The 16,313-nt window shown below is 69.6% G+C and carries 18 protein-coding genes and 1 pseudogene; 3 read left to right on the forward strand and 16 right to left on the reverse strand.

Translation table 11 applies throughout. The features are described from left to right. Positions 1-279: 279 nt before the first annotated feature. Both ACQR3U_RS10960 and ACQR3U_RS10965 read left to right on the forward strand, forming a co-directional pair. On the forward strand, positions 280-897 hold the full coding sequence (locus ACQR3U_RS10960) for a DJ-1/PfpI family protein (protein WP_019289699.1): 618 nt from the start codon (positions 280-282) through the stop codon (positions 895-897). Then, on the forward strand, positions 894-1,391 hold the full coding sequence (locus ACQR3U_RS10965) for a MarR family winged helix-turn-helix transcriptional regulator (RefSeq protein WP_024101204.1): 498 nt from the start codon (positions 894-896) through the stop codon (positions 1,389-1,391). The genes ACQR3U_RS10960 and ACQR3U_RS10965 overlap by 4 nt, the downstream gene beginning before the upstream one ends. On the opposite strand, the gene ACQR3U_RS10970 is transcribed toward ACQR3U_RS10965, so the two are convergent. From ACQR3U_RS10970 to ACQR3U_RS11015, 10 genes are all read right to left on the reverse strand, one after another. Beyond that, complete coding sequence (locus ACQR3U_RS10970; RefSeq protein WP_230810509.1) at positions 1,358-2,242, reverse strand: acyl-CoA thioesterase II; 885 nt, start codon at positions 2,240-2,242, stop codon at positions 1,358-1,360. The two genes, ACQR3U_RS10965 and ACQR3U_RS10970, sit on opposite strands and share 34 nt — an antisense overlap. Further along, entirely contained in the window at positions 2,239-3,660 is a 1,422-nt protein-coding gene (gene pyk / locus ACQR3U_RS10975) for a pyruvate kinase (protein ID WP_006554056.1), read from the reverse strand. The genes ACQR3U_RS10970 and pyk overlap by 4 nt, the downstream gene beginning before the upstream one ends. Before the next feature lie 169 nt (positions 3,661-3,829). Beyond that, positions 3,830-4,750 carry a TM2 domain-containing protein gene (locus ACQR3U_RS10980; protein WP_230810508.1) on the reverse strand — a complete coding sequence of 307 codons (921 nt, stop codon included), beginning with the start codon at positions 4,748-4,750 and terminating at the stop codon, positions 3,830-3,832. Beyond that, on the reverse strand, positions 4,747-5,784 hold the full coding sequence (gene lgt / locus ACQR3U_RS10985; protein WP_039585217.1) for a prolipoprotein diacylglyceryl transferase: 1,038 nt from the start codon (positions 5,782-5,784) through the stop codon (positions 4,747-4,749). Before lgt ends, ACQR3U_RS10980 begins: the two co-directional genes overlap by 4 nt. After that, positions 5,781-6,584, reverse strand: a complete 804-nt coding sequence (gene trpA / locus ACQR3U_RS10990) for a tryptophan synthase subunit alpha (RefSeq protein WP_006554059.1) — start codon at positions 6,582-6,584, stop codon at positions 5,781-5,783. Before trpA ends, lgt begins: the two co-directional genes overlap by 4 nt. Further along, on the reverse strand, positions 6,581-7,843 hold the full coding sequence (gene trpB / locus ACQR3U_RS10995) for a tryptophan synthase subunit beta (RefSeq protein WP_006554060.1): 1,263 nt from the start codon (positions 7,841-7,843) through the stop codon (positions 6,581-6,583). The genes trpA and trpB overlap by 4 nt, the downstream gene beginning before the upstream one ends. 112 nt (positions 7,844-7,955) lie before the next feature. After that, a complete protein-coding gene (gene trpC, locus ACQR3U_RS11000) occupies positions 7,956-8,765 on the reverse strand; it encodes an indole-3-glycerol phosphate synthase TrpC (RefSeq protein ID WP_230810507.1) in 810 nt (269 codons plus the stop codon). 91 nt (positions 8,766-8,856) lie between these two features. Further along, a complete protein-coding gene (locus ACQR3U_RS11005) occupies positions 8,857-9,522 on the reverse strand; it encodes a TIGR02234 family membrane protein (RefSeq protein WP_230810506.1) in 666 nt (221 codons plus the stop codon). Continuing rightward, a complete protein-coding gene (locus ACQR3U_RS11010; RefSeq protein WP_230810505.1) occupies positions 9,519-11,102 on the reverse strand; it encodes an anthranilate synthase component I in 1,584 nt (527 codons plus the stop codon). The genes ACQR3U_RS11005 and ACQR3U_RS11010 overlap by 4 nt, the downstream gene beginning before the upstream one ends. Positions 11,103-11,146: 44 nt before the next feature. Next, positions 11,147-11,935, reverse strand: a complete 789-nt coding sequence (locus ACQR3U_RS11015) for a dioxygenase family protein (RefSeq protein ID WP_006554064.1) — start codon at positions 11,933-11,935, stop codon at positions 11,147-11,149. 110 nt (positions 11,936-12,045) lie between these two features. On the opposite strand from ACQR3U_RS11015, the gene ACQR3U_RS11020 reads away from it, so the two are divergent. After that, complete coding sequence (locus tag ACQR3U_RS11020; RefSeq protein WP_006554065.1) at positions 12,046-12,531, forward strand: MarR family winged helix-turn-helix transcriptional regulator; 486 nt, start codon at positions 12,046-12,048, stop codon at positions 12,529-12,531. A gap of 267 nt (positions 12,532-12,798) precedes the next feature. Here ACQR3U_RS11020 and ACQR3U_RS11025 read toward each other — a convergent pair whose 3' ends face one another. The 6 genes and pseudogenes from ACQR3U_RS11025 to priA form a co-directional block, all read right to left on the reverse strand. Beyond that, positions 12,799-12,978 carry a tautomerase family protein gene (locus ACQR3U_RS11025; protein WP_016935788.1) on the reverse strand — a complete coding sequence of 60 codons (180 nt, stop codon included), beginning with the start codon at positions 12,976-12,978 and terminating at the stop codon, positions 12,799-12,801. 56 nt (positions 12,979-13,034) lie between these two features. Then, positions 13,035-13,487, reverse strand: a pseudogene (locus ACQR3U_RS11030) (cutinase family protein); the annotation flags it as partial. 21 nt (positions 13,488-13,508) lie between these two features. Continuing rightward, positions 13,509-13,874 (reverse strand): phosphoribosyl-AMP cyclohydrolase, encoded by a 366-nt coding sequence (gene hisI, locus ACQR3U_RS11035; protein WP_006554067.1) that lies wholly within the window; start codon positions 13,872-13,874, stop codon positions 13,509-13,511. Beyond that, the gene (hisF, locus tag ACQR3U_RS11040) at positions 13,871-14,644 is read right to left on the reverse strand and encodes an imidazole glycerol phosphate synthase subunit HisF (protein WP_006554068.1); all 774 of its coding nucleotides are present in this window, start codon (positions 14,642-14,644) and stop codon (positions 13,871-13,873) included. The genes hisI and hisF overlap by 4 nt, the downstream gene beginning before the upstream one ends. Beyond that, on the reverse strand, positions 14,641-15,483 hold the full coding sequence (locus ACQR3U_RS11045) for an inositol monophosphatase family protein (RefSeq protein ID WP_033097643.1): 843 nt from the start codon (positions 15,481-15,483) through the stop codon (positions 14,641-14,643). The genes hisF and ACQR3U_RS11045 overlap by 4 nt, the downstream gene beginning before the upstream one ends. A 3-nt stretch (positions 15,484-15,486) precedes the next feature. Continuing rightward, positions 15,487-16,221 (reverse strand): bifunctional 1-(5-phosphoribosyl)-5-((5-phosphoribosylamino)methylideneamino)imidazole-4-carboxamide isomerase/phosphoribosylanthranilate isomerase PriA, encoded by a 735-nt coding sequence (gene priA, locus ACQR3U_RS11050; protein WP_230810504.1) that lies wholly within the window; start codon positions 16,219-16,221, stop codon positions 15,487-15,489. Between the last annotated feature and the right edge of the window lie 92 nt (positions 16,222-16,313).

Raw genomic sequence — 16,313 nt, forward strand, 5'->3', positions numbered from 1 at the left:
AGGGGAATCGTGAGAGCAGTGCGAGCAGCCCCGACAGGGGTGATCAGCGGCAACGACAACACGCAGGAGCCACGGCGCTTCGAGCGCTTGTGCTCACAGTCTGCGCGTGAGTGTTGCCCATGTTCTCCTCCGATGAGGTCGCGTGCGACCTTCGACGACAGTGGCGCCACGACGTGGTCCTGATCAAGGCTAATCGCCGCCTGGACCACCCAGCAAATCATCCTCGACCGGCAGTGCGACACCATTGACAGCAGGCTGTCGTTTTGTCAGCATACTGTCATGACCGAAACAGTTCACGTCGCCGTATACGACACCCTGGCGGACTGGGAGATCGGATACGTCACGCCACATATCGCAGATCCCGAATGGCAGCGCAGCCCCGGCCGGTACCGCGTCCGTACCGTCGGAGCCACGACGGAACCGGTCACGACCAAGGGCGGACTCCGCATCCTTCCCGACGCCGTGCTCGCAGACATCACGCCGGAGGACAGCGCGATGCTGATCCTCGCGGGCAACGACATCTGGCCGACCGACGCCTACGCCCCGTTCGTCGACAAGACCCGGCAATTCCTCGACGCCGGCGTTCCGGTGGCCGCGATCTGTGGCGCGACCGGAGCGCTCGCGGCTGCCGGCCTGCTCGACGAGCGGCCGCACACGAGCAACGCTCCAGAATTCCTGCAGAGCGTCGGATACGGTGGCGCCGATCTGTACCGGGACGAACCTGCGGTCACGGACGGCGATCTCATCACCGCGAGCGGCATCGCCCCGGTCGACTTCGCCCGCGCGATCTTCACCCGGCTCGACATGTACGAACCGCGCGTCCTCGACGCCTGGTACGCCCTCTACGGCGAGCGCGACCCGCGCGGCTACTACGAGCTCATGTCCTCCGGCTCGTGACGGAGCAGAACGCGGCCGAGCAGCACCCGGCGGAGGCCGAACTGCTCAGCGCGGCCGCACTGACGGCCTTCCGGCTCAACGGCCAGTTTTTCGCGCTGGCCGAGACCCTGGCGCGTCCGGTGGGCCTGACCGCGGCCTGGTGGCAGGTCCTCGGCGCGGTCTCCTCCGCTCCGCTGCCGGTGTCCGCGATCGCCCGCGAGATGGGCATCACCCGGCAGAGCGTGCAGCGCATCGCCGATCTCCTCGTCGACAAGGGCCTGGCGGAGTACCGGCCCAATCCGGCGCACCGTCGCGCCAAGCTCGTCGCGATGACACCGGCCGGTCGCGACGCGATCCGTGCCATCGGCCCCGCTCACGCCGACGCCGCGCGGGCACTGTGCGAGGAGACCGGATCCGAGAACCTGGCGCGGATCGTGGAGGGCATGCGCGCGCTGTCGGCCGCCCTCGACCGATCGGCCGATCAGCTCCCCGACGGACGACGCGGCGGGAAGTGACGGATGAGCCCTTCCTGCACGACGGTCGCGACGAGTTCGCCCTCGATGGTGAAGTAGCGTCCCGTCGCCATACCACGGGAACCGGCCGCTACCGGGGATTCCGTGGCGTACAGGTGCCATTCGTCGAAGCGGAGCGGACGGTGGAACCAGATCGAATGGTTGACCGTCGCCGCCACGATCCGGTCGAGTCCCCACGACAGGCCGTGCGTGGTGAGGATCGAATCGAGGACGGTCGTGTCGGACGCGTAGGCCAGCGTGGCGACGTGGAGCAGCGGATCGTCGGGCAGTTGCCCGTCGGCGCGCATCCACACGCGGTTGTGGCCGAGCTTCTCCCCCGTTCCCCGCAACACCCAGGCGGGGTCGTTGGCGTACCGCATGTCGATCGGCTTGAGCGCGCCGACGAAATGCGGCAACTGCTCCTCGAAGCCGCGCAGGCGTTCGCCGATCGGCGGAAGCGCTTCGGGCAGGGGAACATCGGGAACGGTCACCGAGTGTTCGAGGCCTTTGCCCCACCGCTGGAAGGCGGCGAGCATGACGAACAGTTCCTGGTCGTCCTGGTAGGCGGTGACCATCCGGTTCGCGAAGTCGCGGCCGTCCCGGTGGGTGACGACGTGGTAGTCGATGGGCCGCTTGACGTCGCCGCCCCGGATGAAATGGGCGTTGATCGCGTGCACAGGACGATCACCCACGGTGCGTCCGGCCGCAATGAGCGCCTGCGCGACGAGCTGACCGCCGAAGGTGCGGCTGCCGACCTGCTCGGGATGACCACCACGGAAGACATTCTCCTCGACCTGCTCCAGATCGAGGAGGCCGAGGAGAACGCCGAGATCCGTTGTGTCCGACAGTGTCACCGGGTGTCTTTCTCACCCAACCGGTGCACGTGGATGAGGTTGGTCGAACCCGAGCGTCCCGGAGGCGCTCCGGCGACGATCACCACGAGGTCGCCGCGCTGGTACCGGCCCAGCGACAGCAACGCCGCGTCGACCTGTTCGACCATCTGGTCGGTGGTGTCGACCGGCTCGACCGAGAAGGTCTCGGTGCCCCACGTCAGCGCCAGCTGGTTGCGGATGTGCGGGACGGGCGTGAACGCGAGCAGCGGCAGCGGGGTGTGCAGCCGCGCGAGTCGTCGCACGGTGTCGCCCGACTGGGTGAACGCGACGAGCGCCTTGGCGTCGAGACGCTCGCCGATGTCGCGGGCGGCGTACGAGATGACACCGCGCTTGGTGCGCGGAACGTGCGTCAGCGCAGGCACTTCCGTCGAATCCGACTCGACGGCGGCAATAATGCGCGCCATCGTGCGGACCGTTTCGACGGGGAACTTGCCGACGGAGGTCTCACCCGAGAGCATCACGGCGTCGGTGCCGTCGAGCACGGCGTTGGCCACGTCGGAGGCCTCGGCGCGAGTGGGACGCGAGTTCTCGATCATCGATTCGAGCATCTGCGTCGCGACGATGACGGGCTTGGCGTTCTCACGTGCTATCTGGATCGCGCGCTTCTGCACGAGCGGTACTTGCTCGAGCGGAAGTTCGACGCCGAGGTCGCCGCGCGCCACCATGACCGCGTCGAAGGCGAGGACCACGGCCTCGAGATTCTCGACGGCCTCGGGCTTCTCGAGCTTGGCGATCACCGGCACGTGCCGCCCGACGCGGTCCATGACCTCGTGAACGAGTTCGACGTCGGCCGGCGACCGCACGAACGACAGGGCGATGAAGTCGACACCGAGGCGCAGTGCGAACTCGAGATCCTCGATGTCCTTCTCCGACATGGCCGGAACGGAGACGTTCATCCCCGGCAGGGAGACACCCTTGTTGTTGCTGACGGGTCCGCCCTCGATGACGCGGCAGACGACGTCGTTGCCCTCGACCGCCTCGACGACGAGACCGACCTTGCCGTCGTCGACGAGCAACCGGTCGCCGGCGACGGCGTCCTGAGCGAGTTCCTTGTAGGTGGTCGAGACGCGGTCGTGGTCTCCGACCACGTCGTCGACGGTGATGCGGACCACTTCACCGTGTTCCCACACGGTGCGGTCCTCGGCGAATCGTCCGAGCCGGATCTTCGGCCCCTGGAGATCGGCGAGGATACCGACGGCGTGCCCGGAGGCCTCCGACGCAGCGCGGACCCGGTTGTAGTGGCCCTCGTGGTCGGCGTGTTCACCGTGGCTGAAATTCAGGCGGGCGACGTCCATTCCGGCGTCGACGAGATTCCGCAGGACATCGGGGTCGGCGGTGGCCGGCCCCATAGTGCAAACGATCTTGGTGCGTCGGGTCACGCTTCGAGCCTAGCCTCCGAGCCTGCGACCCTCCATCCCAGCACCCCGGTGCGTGTCGCCGGGGTGCCGATGGGACGGAGACGTCGGGATGTCACAGGCGACGGAGTCGTCGGGATGTCACAGGCGACGGAGTCGTCGGGATGTCACAGGCGACGGAGTCGTCGGGATGTCACGGACGGAGCTGGCGTCCGTTCTTGTCGCGGACCTTGCCGGTGAGCATGAGGATGCCGTCGATCAGCGGCCAGATGCCCCCGATACCGCAGGTGAGCCAGGTGACGGCGATCTGCGCGACCGCCGTGCCCGGCTGGTCGAGGTAGAAGCGTCCGGCACCGAAGGCGCCGAGCAGGATCCCCAGCACACCTGCGGTGACCTTGCTCTTGTCGGAGTACGGCTCGCCGGTGTAGGGATCGCGTCCGAAGGGCGCTGCGGCGTCGTGACCGTACGGGTTCGACGGGTCGGGGTAGCCGTAGGCGGGCATCACCCCGTAGCCGGGCGGCGGACCGTATCCCTGTCCGCTCTGCGGAGGCGGACCGTAACCCTGCCCGCCCTGCGGAGGCGGACCGTAACCCGGCTGCTGCGTTCCCTGCGGACCGGTGTACCGGCCCTGCGACGGGTCCTGCTGCGGGGACCCGATCGGGTAGTGCGGGTCGGGTGTCCCGTAGACCGGTCCGGTGCCGGTCTCGGGCCGGCCCTGATGCTCGCCGTAGGGGTAGTCGCCCGGGGACGGATAGTCGGACTCGTGCTCGGCCGGCGGCGGGTAGCTGGGCGTGGTCCCCCAGCCCGGTCCGTTGCCGACACCCGAGTAGGTGTCCCATCCCGGTCCCGGAGTGCCGGTGGCGCCACCGAGGGAGTCGAGTGTGGGCGGTTGAGCGGACAACGAGGCCTGCGCGGTGGCGTCGTAGTCGAACGCGCGTCCGAGATCGGGCGGCGGGGTGTGCTCGCTCTCCGAGGACCGCTCCGGCGTGTCGGCGCCGGAGGCGGACTCGCTCCGCTTCGTCAGGTCGGGCTGGGCAGGCTCCGTCTTGTCGGGCTCCGGCTTGGCAGGCTCCGAATCGGATGCTCCCGAAGCTTCCGGGTCCTGTCTGGTCACGAGTGATCCCCTTTGCTGTCTCCGGACGTCGCTTCGTCGACTCTACCGGCGGCGGACGACGAGCTGTCCGACTCCGCATCCGCCGACTCCGAAGTGGGCGCGGCCTCGTCTGCGGCCGCCCCGCCCTCGTCCTGTGCGGCCGGCTCTGCGTCCGCGTTCCCGGCGACCGGATTCAGCGTCGCAGGGTCCTCGCGGCCCTTACGTGCGAGGACGAAGTAGGCGACCGCAAGCACGAATACGATGCCCGAGGTGAACGAGTTGATCCGGATACCGGCGATCTGGGTCGCCGCATCGGTGCGCATCAGCTCGATCCAGAACCGGCCCGCGCAGTACCCGGCGACGTAGAGGGCGAACAGGCGTCCGTGACCGATTGTGAACTTCCGGTCGACGAACACCAACAGCAGCACGACGGCGAGGTTCCACAGCAGCTCGTAGAGGAAGGTCGGGTGCACGACGAAGGCCACCTCGCCGGTGGACACGCCGTCGACCAGCCCGGGCGCGACCTGCCCTGCGTCGTTGCGCCGTTCGTAGATCTCGAGTCCCCACGCCACCGTGGTCTCGCGACCGTAGAGTTCCTGGTTGAACCAGTTGCCGAGGCGTCCGATGGCCTGCGCCAGCAGGATCGCCGGGGCGAGGGCGTCCCCGAACGCCGGCAGCGGGATCCCCCGCCGACGGCACCCGATCCACGCACCGAGCGCACCGAAAGCGACCGCACCCCAGATGCCGAGGCCGCCCTCCCAGATCTTCAGGGCGTCGACCGGGTCGTTGCCGTCTCCGAAGTACTTCTGCCAGTCGGTGGCCACGTGGTAGAGCCGCCCACCGATCAGACCGAAGGGCACCGCCCACACGGCGATGTCGAGGACGGTGCCGGCCTGTCCGCCGCGTGCGACCCAGCGGCGGTCGCCCCACCAGATCGCCACGACGATCCCGACGATGATGCACAGGGCGTAGGCGCGGAGGGCGAACGGTCCGAGATACCAGACGCCCTGCGGCGGACTCGGCAGATAGGCCAGAACAGACGCAGTGGATGTCACGAGTGCACGTTAGCGGAGCGAACGCCCTTCGCGAGATCCCGAGTCAGTGCGAGCAACGCGTCGGGCCCTTCGGCGACGGCGGAGACCAGCGCCGAACCGACGATCACGCCGTCGGCGTAGCCCGCGATCTCCGCGGCCTGGGCACCGTTGCGCACACCGAGACCGACACCGACCGGGATGTCGGAGTGCGTGCGCACCCGGGCGACGATCTCCGGCGCGCGGTTGTCGACGCTGTCGCGGGCGCCGGTGACACCCATGGTCGAGGTGGCGTAGACGAAGCCGCGGCACTTGTCGAGGGTGGTCGCGAGGCGCTCGTTGGTCGACGACGGTGCGACCAGGAAGATCCTGCCGAGTCCGTACTTGTCGGCCGCGGCGATCCATTCTTCCGCCTCGTCCGGGACGAGGTCGGGCGTGATGATGCCGAGTCCACCCGCGGCCGCGAGGTCGCGCGCGAAGTTCTCGACGCCGTACTTGAGCACGAGGTTCCAGTAGGTCATCACGACCGCGGCGCCGCCGGCGGCGGTGATCGCCTCGACGGCCGGGAAGACGTCGCGGACCCGGACGCCGTTGGCGATCGCTTCGAACGCCGCGTTCTGGATGGTGGTGCCGTCCATGACCGGGTCGCTGTAGGGGATGCCGACCTCGATGAGATCGCAGCCGCCCTCGACGAGCGTCTTCATCGCCTCGACGGAGCGCTCGACGGTGGGATAGCCGACCGGCAGGTAACCGACCAGTGCGGCGCGGTTCTCGGCGCGGCAGGTCGCGAAGATCTCGGTCAGGCGTTCGTGCGGGGCGCTCACTGGGCTGCTCCTTCGGGGCCGGTCCGGTCGGCGGACTCGTCGGTCGGCAGGTAACCGAACCACTTGGCGGCGGTGTCGACGTCCTTGTCCCCGCGGCCGGAGAGGTTGACCAGGACGATGGCGCCCTTGCCGAGTTCGGGGCCGAGCTCGACGGCACCGGCGACGGCGTGGGCCGACTCGATAGCGGGGATGATGCCCTCGGTGCGGCACAGCAACGCGAAGGCCTCCATGGCCTCACTGTCGGTGACGGCGCGGTACTCGGCCCGGCCGGTGTCGGCGAGCCAGGCGTGTTCGGGGCCGACGCCGGGATAGTCGAGACCGGCGGAGATCGAATGCGATTCGATGGTCTGGCCGTCCTCGTTCTGCAACAGGTACGAGAACGCGCCGTGCAGGGCACCGTGAGTGCCGCCGCCGATGGTGGCGGCGTGCCGTCCGGTCTCCACCCCGTCCCCCCCGGCCTCGCAGCCGACGAGCTTGACGGACGGGTCGTCGATGAACGGGTGGAAGATGCCGATCGCGTTCGATCCGCCGCCGACGCAGGCGACGACGGCGTCGGGCAGGCGACCGGTGAGTTCGCGGATCTGTGCGCGGGCCTCGAGGCCGATGATGCGCTGGAAGTCGCGGACCATCGCCGGGAAGGGGTGCGGGCCGGCGGCGGTGCCGAAGCAGTAGTAGGTGTTGTCGGCGTTGGTGACCCAGTCGCGCATCGCCTCGTTGATCGCGTCCTTGAGGGTGCGCGAGCCGGTCTTGGCGGCGATGACCTCGGAGCCGAGCAGACGCATGCGCGCGACGTTGAGGGCCTGCCGTTCGGTGTCGACCTCGCCCATGTAGACGCGGCATTCGAGACCGAGCAGCGCGCATGCGGTGGCGGTGGCGACGCCGTGCTGGCCGGCGCCGGTCTCGGCGATCACGCGGGTCTTGCCCATGCGCTTGGCGAGCAGCACCTGCCCGAGCACGTTGTTGATCTTGTGCGAGCCGGTGTGGTTGAGATCCTCGCGCTTGAGGAAGATGCGCGCTCCGCCGGCGTGTTCGCTCAGGCGGGTGGCCTCGTAGACCGGGGACGGGCGGCCGGTGTAGTCGCGCTGCAGGCGGTCGAGTTCCGCGAGGAAGCCCGGATCGACGCGTTCCTTCTCGTAGGCAGCGGTGACCTCCTCGATCACCGCCATGAGCGCCTCGGGCACATAGCGGCCACCGAAGACTCCGAAATGGCCGCGGACGTCGGGTTCGTGCGCGGTCGGAGTGGCGAGGGCTTCGCTCATCGAGGGAAGCCCTCGGCCTTTGGCGGAAAGTGCGGAATCGTCTGCAGTCACGCGTCCAGTCTGCCCCACCACGCGATGCGGATCACGTGGGGGTCCGGACCGGCCGGGACGGTCAGCGTGCGGGCTTGGGGCACGACGGATGCGTGCCCACCGTCACCAGTTCGGCGACTGCCTGGCGCGGATCCCCACTGGTCACCAGTCCCTCTCCGACGAGCACCGCGTCGGCGCCGGCACCCGCGTACGCGAGCAGATCGGCCGGGCCGCGGACACCGGATTCGGCGATCTTCAGCACGTTGCTGGGCAGGCCCGGCGCGATGCGCGAGAAGGTCGTCTTGTCGACCTCGAGGGTCTTGAGGTTGCGGGCGTTGATGCCGATGACGGTGGCGCCGGCCTCGAGGGCACGGTCGGCCTCCTCCTCGGTGTGCGCCTCGACCAGCGCGGTCATGCCGAGCGACTCGACGCGGTCGATCAGCGCCGTCAGGACGGTCTGTTCGAGGGCCGCGACGATGAGGAGCACGATGTCGGCGCCGTGTGCCCGCGCCTCGTGGATCTGGTAGGGACCGACCACGAAATCCTTGCGCAGTAAGGGAATACGGACAGCGCGACGGACGGCGTCGAGGTCGGCGAGGCTGCCGTGGAATCGGCGTTCCTCGGTGAGAACGCTGATGGCGCGAGCGCCTCCGGACTCGTACGCTGCTGCGAGTTCGGCGGGATCGGCGATGTCGGCGAGAGCACCCTTCGAGGGGCTGGCACGCTTCACTTCGGCGATGACCGCGATGCCCGGTTCGCGCAGCGCGGCCTTGGCGTCGATCGGTGGGGGCGCGGCTGCGGCGGCAGCCTTGACGGACGCGAGATCGAGGGCCGCCTCACGGGCGGCGACGTCTGCTCGCACTCCTTCGAGAATCGAATCGAGAACTGTCATCGTGGCTCGAGTCCTTTCCCACCCTGCTCAATCCCGATGTGATCAAGCTCATCGGATCTGTCTAGAAGAGTAGTGAAGTGGTTTACAGCGGTCACCGGCGGGTGCCCGTATCACCCTCGCCACCGTCGTCGGTGGGATCCTCACCTGCGTCCAGTGCGTCCCACAGACCGCGTTCGGACAGGGGTTCATCGTTCTCGGCGCGCCGGGCGGCCGCCTCGCGACGTGCTGCCGGGGCGTCGTACTTCGACGACAGTCCGGCCGCCTCGCGCGGGGTGCGCCACAGCGTCACCGCCGCGGCGAGGGCCGCGACGGCGCCGACGATCGCAAGGACGGCGGGCAACGGATAGGTCTCGACGGCGGTCACGGTCGCGCGGTCGGGCAGCGCGGCCACACCGGTCGCGGTCTCGGGGTCTGCGTCGCCGGTGAGCAACCGGACGGCGGGGATCGCGGCGGCGACGGCGACGGCCGCGACCACGAGCGAGACGAGACGCAGCGCGAGTCCGCGCACCGCGAAGACGGCGGCGACCGCCGCGAGCAGCACGAGAGCGAGCGGGGTCAGTGCCGCCGCCCAGCGGCCACCCTCGAGGTCGTCGACGCGGTCGATCCCGAGTCCGTCGGACGAGACCGCGGTGACCCACGTCATCCGGCTCGACGCCCAGAGCAGGGCCGCACCGACCCCGAGCAGCAGGGCGGCGATGACGGTCGGCCGGCGCCGGCGTCCGGTGGTGGGGCCGGCGTCCGGCGTCTCCGCGGTCACCGTGCGTCACCGCCGTAGGTGGTGAGGGTGGACGCGGCGGCCACTGCGGCGAGGGCGGACATGGCCTTGTTGCGGGCCTCGGTGTCCTCGGCCTCCGGATCGGAGTCGGCGACGATGCCGGCACCCGCCTGCACGTAGGCGACGCCGTCCTTGACGAGCGCGGAGCGGATCGCGATGGCGGTGTCGGCGTCGCCCGCGAAATCGAGATAGCCGACGATGCCGCCGTAGATGCCGCGGCGGGTGGGTTCGAGTTCCTCGATCAGTTCCATCGCGCGCACCTTCGGCGCCCCCGACAGGGTCCCGGCGGGGAAACACGCCGTGACGGCGTCGAGGGCGTGTTTGCCCTCCGCGAGTCGCCCGGTGACCGTGGAGACGAGGTGCATCACGTGGCTGTACCGCTCGATGTGGCGGTAGTCGTGCACCTCGACGGTGCCCGGCGTGCACACCCGGCCGAGGTCGTTGCGGCCGAGATCGACGAGCATGAGGTGCTCGGCGTTCTCCTTCTCGTCGTGGACGAGGTCCTTCTCGAGCAGGATGTCCTCCTCCTCGTTCGCGCCGCGCCACCGGGTCCCTGCGATGGGATGGGTGGTGGCCACCCCGTCCGAAACCGTCACGAGCGCCTCCGGGCTCGATCCGACGATCGAGAAGGCCGTCTCACCGTCCGGGCCGGGGATGTGGAGCAGAAACATGTACGGGCTGGGGTTGGACGCGCGGAGCATCCGGTAGACGTCGATCGGCTCTGCGTCGCAGTCGATCTCGAAGCGCTGCGAGAGCACCACCTGGAAGGCCTCACCGGCCTCGATGTCGCCGATCAGTTTGCGGACGTCCGTGCAGAACGACTCGGTGGTGCGCTGGCGGCGGTAGTCGGGTTCGGGCCGCGAGTAGGTCGCGACGGTGGCCGGTGCGGGCGCGGCGAGGGCCGCGGTCATCCGGTCGAGGCGGGCGACGGCGTCGTCGTAGGCTTCGTCGACGCGCTCGTCGGAGCCGTCCCAGTTCACGGCGTTGGCGATGAGCCAGATCATGCCCTCGTGGTGGTCGACGGCCGCGAGGTCGGTGGCCAGCAGCATCACCATTTCGGGGATCTGCAGATCGTCCTCGGCGAGCGTCGGCAGCTTCTCGAGATGGCGGACGACGTCGTAGCCGAGATAACCGACCATGCCGCTGGTCAGGGGCGGCAGTCCGTGGATGCGGTCGGTGTGGAGCAACTGGAGGGTCTCGCCGAGGACGTCGACGGGGTTGCCACCCGTGGGCGCGCCGGCCGGGACGTTGCCGTACCAGGCAGCGTCGCCATCGACGACGGTCAGCGCGGCCGGGCTCCCGGCGCCGATGAACGACCACCGCGACCACGACCGGCCGTTCTCCGCCGACTCGAGCAGGAAGGTTCCGGGGCGGTCGGCCGCGAGCTTGCGGTAGGCCGACAGCGGGGTCTCCGCGTCCGCGAGCACCTTGCGGGTCACCGGGACCACGCGGTGCTCGGCGGCCAGCTGGCGGAACTGCTCGCGGGTGGTCGTCGAATCGGAACGGCCGCCACCCGAGGAGTCGGTGGTGGCTGCGGGAATGATGGTGGGCTCGCCGGACATGCGCCCCATCATCCCAGGGACCTCGTCCGGCTCTGCAGCCGCCGTCAGGCGACCTGGAACGAGCGCTTGGCCAGGCCCATCCAGAAGCCGTCGACGACCTGGTCGATGCCGTGGCCGGGGGCGTCGGAGGCACCGAGGGTGACGAACAGCGGAGCGAAGTGCTCGACCGACGGATGCGCGTAGGGCATGCCCGGTGCGCGGTGCCGGAAGTCCAGCAGAGCGTCGACGTCGCCGCGCGCGAGTTGCTCGGCGGTCCAGTGGTCGAACTCCGACGACCAGCCAGGCGCGGCGGCCTCGGGCCGCGGGTCGCGCAGGAAGGGCAGACCGTGCGTGGTGAACCCGGACCCGATGATGAGTACGCCCTGCTCACGCAGCGGACGCAGCCGGGCGCCGAGGTGCAACAGCCGTTCCGGGTCGAGGGTGGGCAGGGAGATCTGCAGCACCGGGATGTCGGCGTCCGGGTACATGACGGTCAGCGGTACGTAGGCACCGTGGTCGAGTCCTCGGTTCGGCTGCTGCACCACCGGTTCGTCGTCGGGCATCAGTGCCGCGACCTGCCGGGCCAGTTCGGGCGCGCCGGGGCTGGTGTAGGTCACCTCGTAGAAGCGGCGCGGGAAGCCGCCGAAGTCGTACACGAGCGGGGTGCCGGTGATCGTCGACCCGATGGTCAGCGGAGCGGATTCCCAGTGCGCCGAGACCACGAGGATCGCTGTGGGTCGCGGCAGGTCGGCCGCCCAACGCTGCAGCTGCGAGACCCACAGTTCGCTGTCGACGAGCGGCGGGGCGCCGTGACTGAGGAACAGGGCGGGCGTGGTCGCGGAATCGATGGTCATGACATCCCCTCAAGTTGAAGCTTCAAGTATCATAGAGGAGAACCCGTCGCGCGGCCATTCCCATTCCCCGACCGGGTGCGACAGCGAAACCGAACGAGCGAGGAGCAGGCATGAGCAACGAGGACCCGCAGTGGCTCGATCCGGCGCAGCAGAACGCCTGGCGGGCGCTCGTCTCCGTCGTCACGCGACTGCCGGCCGCGCTCGACACCCAGATGCAGCGCGACTCCGACATGACGCACTTCGAGTACTTCGTCCTCGCGCTGCTCTCCGAGCACCCCGAGCGCAGGCTCCGTCTCAACGCCCTCGCCGCCGAGGCCAACGCGTCGCTGTCGCGGCTCTCGCACGTCGTCACCCGCCTCGAGAAGCGCGGCTGGGTGCGACGCGAACCGGTTCCGGGCAGTCGCGGTTCGTACGCAGTGCTCACCGATGCCGGCTACGACACAGTAGTCGAAGCGGCACCGAGCCACGTGAAGGCGGTGCGCAGGCTCGTGTTCGACGGCCTCGACGACAACCAGGTCCGCGCGCTCGCGCGCCTGGGCTCCGCCCTGGTCGAGCAGATCGACGAAGGTATCGCCGGCGGTATCGGCAAGGCCTGAGCCGCCGCTCGACGACCCTCCCGCGCGTGTTCGTAGGTCACGCCGATCCCGTCGTGGATCCGGATGCAGTCCTGCACCAACTCGCTGCCGTACTGCCCGATGTAGGCCTTTGCGGCACAGAAGAGTTCGTCCGCATCGGGGCTCGATGTCGCGACCGCACGCCCCTTCACCCCGTCGTCAGAAGACAGCACTCTCAATACAGAGAACACTAGTCTCATCGGATAAGAAACGGGTACGCGAGGACGGACTCGGGTGGACCGAGTCGGTTCAGCCGAGCGGAGTTCCGCCCACGCCCCAGTTCTCGCGGGGCACCTCGGTGATCGTCACCCACACCGACGACGGATTCTTGCCCGAGGCCTCGGCGTACGCGCGGGTCACTGCGGAGATCACCTCGGCCTTCTGCTCGTCGGACAGGCCCGGCGTCTGGCTGATCTGGATGAGAGGCATGCGGGCATTGTTGCAGCCCGTCGCACGACCCGCTGATCGGTCCTGCGCCGTGTCCGTCACGGTACGATCCGGACCTCCGTCGTCCGCGGATGCTCGACGAGCGCAACCATCGCATCGACGAACGGGACACCGTCGACCACCGGCGTCGAATAGTGCTGGCGCAGAGCGCAATAGCCCTCGATGCGGCCCGCGGCGCCCGTGGGATCCGACAGCGGATCGACCATGTCGCACACGGCGTCGCCGGCGGCGCACACGGTGGCCACCGGAACGTCCCCGAAGCCCGCTCGCGCCCCGCTCGGCGAGATACCGGGCAGGGCGGCGGGCACCACGACCTCCGCGCCGGTCCCGGACGTCCGCGGATCGGCGATGAGCAGACCGGAGAGATCGGCCGGTCGGTCGGAGGCGTGCGCGAGGTCGGCGAGGACGTCACCGGCCACAGCGGCGCCCTGCGAGAAACCGACGATGCGCACCGCGGCCTCAGGGCACTCCGTCTGCGCCCGCACGACCTGCCGGTGGAGTTCGGCAACCCGCTACTCGGCGATCTGCGGTGCCTCGAGTAGGACGTCGGTATCGAAGCAGGTGTGCGTGCCGGTGTGGCAGGCGGCGCCGACCTGGTCGACGACGAGCAGCACCGTGTCGCCGTCGCAGTCGAGACGCACCTCGTGCACGTACTGGGTGTGCCCGGACGTCTCGCCCTTGACCCAGTACTGCTGCCGCGACCGCGAGTAGTAGGTGGCCTTGCGGGTCGCGAGGGTGCGGGCGAGCGCCTCGTCGTCCATCCACGCCATCATCAGCACGGCGCCGGTGGCCCGCTCCTGCACGACGGCGGCGAACAGACCGTCGTCGTTGCGCTTCAGCCGGGCGGCGATCGCCGGATTCAGGATGTCGCTGCTCATCGAACCGTGATCCCTTCCGCACGCATCGCGTCCTTGACCTCGCCGATCGTCAGCTCCCGGAAGTGGAAGACGCTCGCGGCGAGCACCGCGTCGGCACCGGCCTGCACGGCGGGCGCGAAATGCTCGACGGCTCCGGCGCCCCCGGAGGCGATGACGGGCACGTGCACGGCCCCGCGCACGGCCTCGATCATCTTCAGGTCGAATCCGTTCTTCGTGCCGTCGGCGTCCATCGAGTTGAGCAGGATCTCGCCGACGCCGAGTTCCTCGCCGCGCCGGGCCCACTCGACCGCGTCGATCCCCGTACCGCGGCGGCCGCCGTGCGTGGTGACCTCCCAGCCGCTCGGCGTCGGTTCCTGACCGGCGGGCACGGTGCGCGCGTCGACCGACAGCACGATGCACTGCGAGCCGAAGCGCTCGGACATCTCGCGCAGCACCTCGGGCCGGGCGATGGCCGCGGTGTTGACCGAGACCTTGTCGGCGCCGGCACGCAGCAGCCGGTCGACGTCCTCGACGGTGCGGACGCCGCCTCCGACCGTGAGCGGGATGAACACCTGCTCGGCGGTGCGCGTGACGACGTCGAGCATGGTGCCGCGGTCGCCGCTCGACGCGGTGACGTCGAGGAAGGTCAGTTCGTCGGCACCCTGCTCGTTGTAGAGCGCGGCGAGTTCGACCGGGTCACCCGCATCGCGCAGGTTCTCGAAGTTGACACCCTTGACCACCCGCCCCGCGTCCACGTCGAGGCACGGGATGACCCGCACGGCCAGTGTCATGTTCGATCTCCTTCGGAACCCGACTGCTCGGCCACGGACCGTTCCGTCGCCGACTGCACAATCTTCAGTATCTCGCCGTGCACTCCGGGCGCTGCAGCGACCACCGATCCGGACCCGATCCGCCAGGGCCGGCCCGCGAAGTCGGTGGCGATGCCACCGGCGGCCCGCACGAGTGCGACACCAGCGGCGTTGTCCCAGGGGTGGTGGCCGAACACGACGGCACCGCCGATCGCGCCTCCCGCGGTGAACGCGAGGTCGGCACCGGTGGAGCCGTGCATCCGCAGCCGGGCGACGCGCCGGCTCAGCTCGGTGATGACGGCGAGACGCCGGGTGCCGGGCACCCGACCGCGACTGTCGATGTCGAAACTGCCGACCGCGATCATCACGTCCTCGAGCCGCGCCGGTTGCAGCGGTTCGGTGGGCTCGCCGTTCACGAGCAGCGGCCCGTCGGCGATTCCCGCGAAGCGCTGATTCGTCAGCGGCAGCCACGTGAGGCCGAGGACCGGTTCGCCGTCCTCGACGAGAGCGAGGAGGATCCCGGCCATCGGCAGCCCGGCGGAGTAGTTGATGGTGCCGTCGATCGGGTCGAGCAACCAGACGGTGCCCTCCCCCGCGGACGGGCCGCCGAACTCCTCACCGTGCACGGGGATACCGGTGCGCTCGGCGAGGGCACCGGAGATCCGCCGCTCGAGTTCGAGATCGAGGTCGGTCGCGAAGTCGTTCGGCCCCTTGTCGACGGAACGCGGCGCACCGTGCCCGGCGACGAATCGTTCCGCGACCTCGTCGAGTACACCGCTCGCGACGGCGAGCAGCCGGTTCAGGTCTGCGGGATCGGCCATGGGTCAGCGCGAGACGGCGTCGAGCGCCTCGGTCAGCGTGAATCGGCCCGCGTACAGCGCCTTTCCGATGATGGCACCTTCGACACCCTCGTCGACGAGCGTCGCGATGGCACGCAGGTCGTCGACGGTCGAGACGCCACCGGAGGCGACGACCGGCGATTCGGTGGCCGCGCACACCTCGCGGAGCAGGTCGAGATTGGGGCCGGAGAGGGTGCCGTCCTTGGTGACGTCGGTGACGACGTAGCGCGAGCAGCCGTCGCGTTCGAGGCGTTCGAGCACCTCCCACAGGTCGCCGCCGTCGGAGACCCAGCCGCGGCCGCGCAGCCGCCACTGGCCGTCGAGGAGCTTGACGTCGAGGCCCACGGCGATGCGGTCGCCGAACTCGCCGATGACGCGCGAGCACCACTCGGGATTCTCGATCGCGGCGGTGCCGAGGTTGACGCGGGCGCAGCCGGTCGCGAGGGCGGCGGCGAGGGTCTCGTCGTCGCGGATGCCGCCCGACAGCTCGACCTTCACGTCGAGTTCGCCGATGACCTCGGCGAGGAGGGCGCGGTTGTCGCCGCGACCGAACGCCGCGTCGAGGTCGACCATGTGCACCCATTCGGCGCCGGCGTTCTGCCATTCGAGGGCGGCGTCGCGGGGCGAACCGTAGCCGGTCTCGCTGCCCGCCTCTCCCCGAACGAGGCGAACTGCTTCACCGTTGACGACGTCGACTGCGGGCAAAAGGACCAGGCTCACTGCGTACACATTAGTGCCTGTACCTGTGACATCGCCAAACGCGTGGCCGGGGCGCCGGGAAAGCGCCGCGCGTCATGCCGACCGTGCTGCGT

Source organism: Rhodococcus sp. IEGM1339, assembly GCF_050321925.1.
Classification (GTDB): domain Bacteria; phylum Actinomycetota; class Actinomycetes; order Mycobacteriales; family Mycobacteriaceae; genus Rhodococcus; species Rhodococcus pyridinivorans.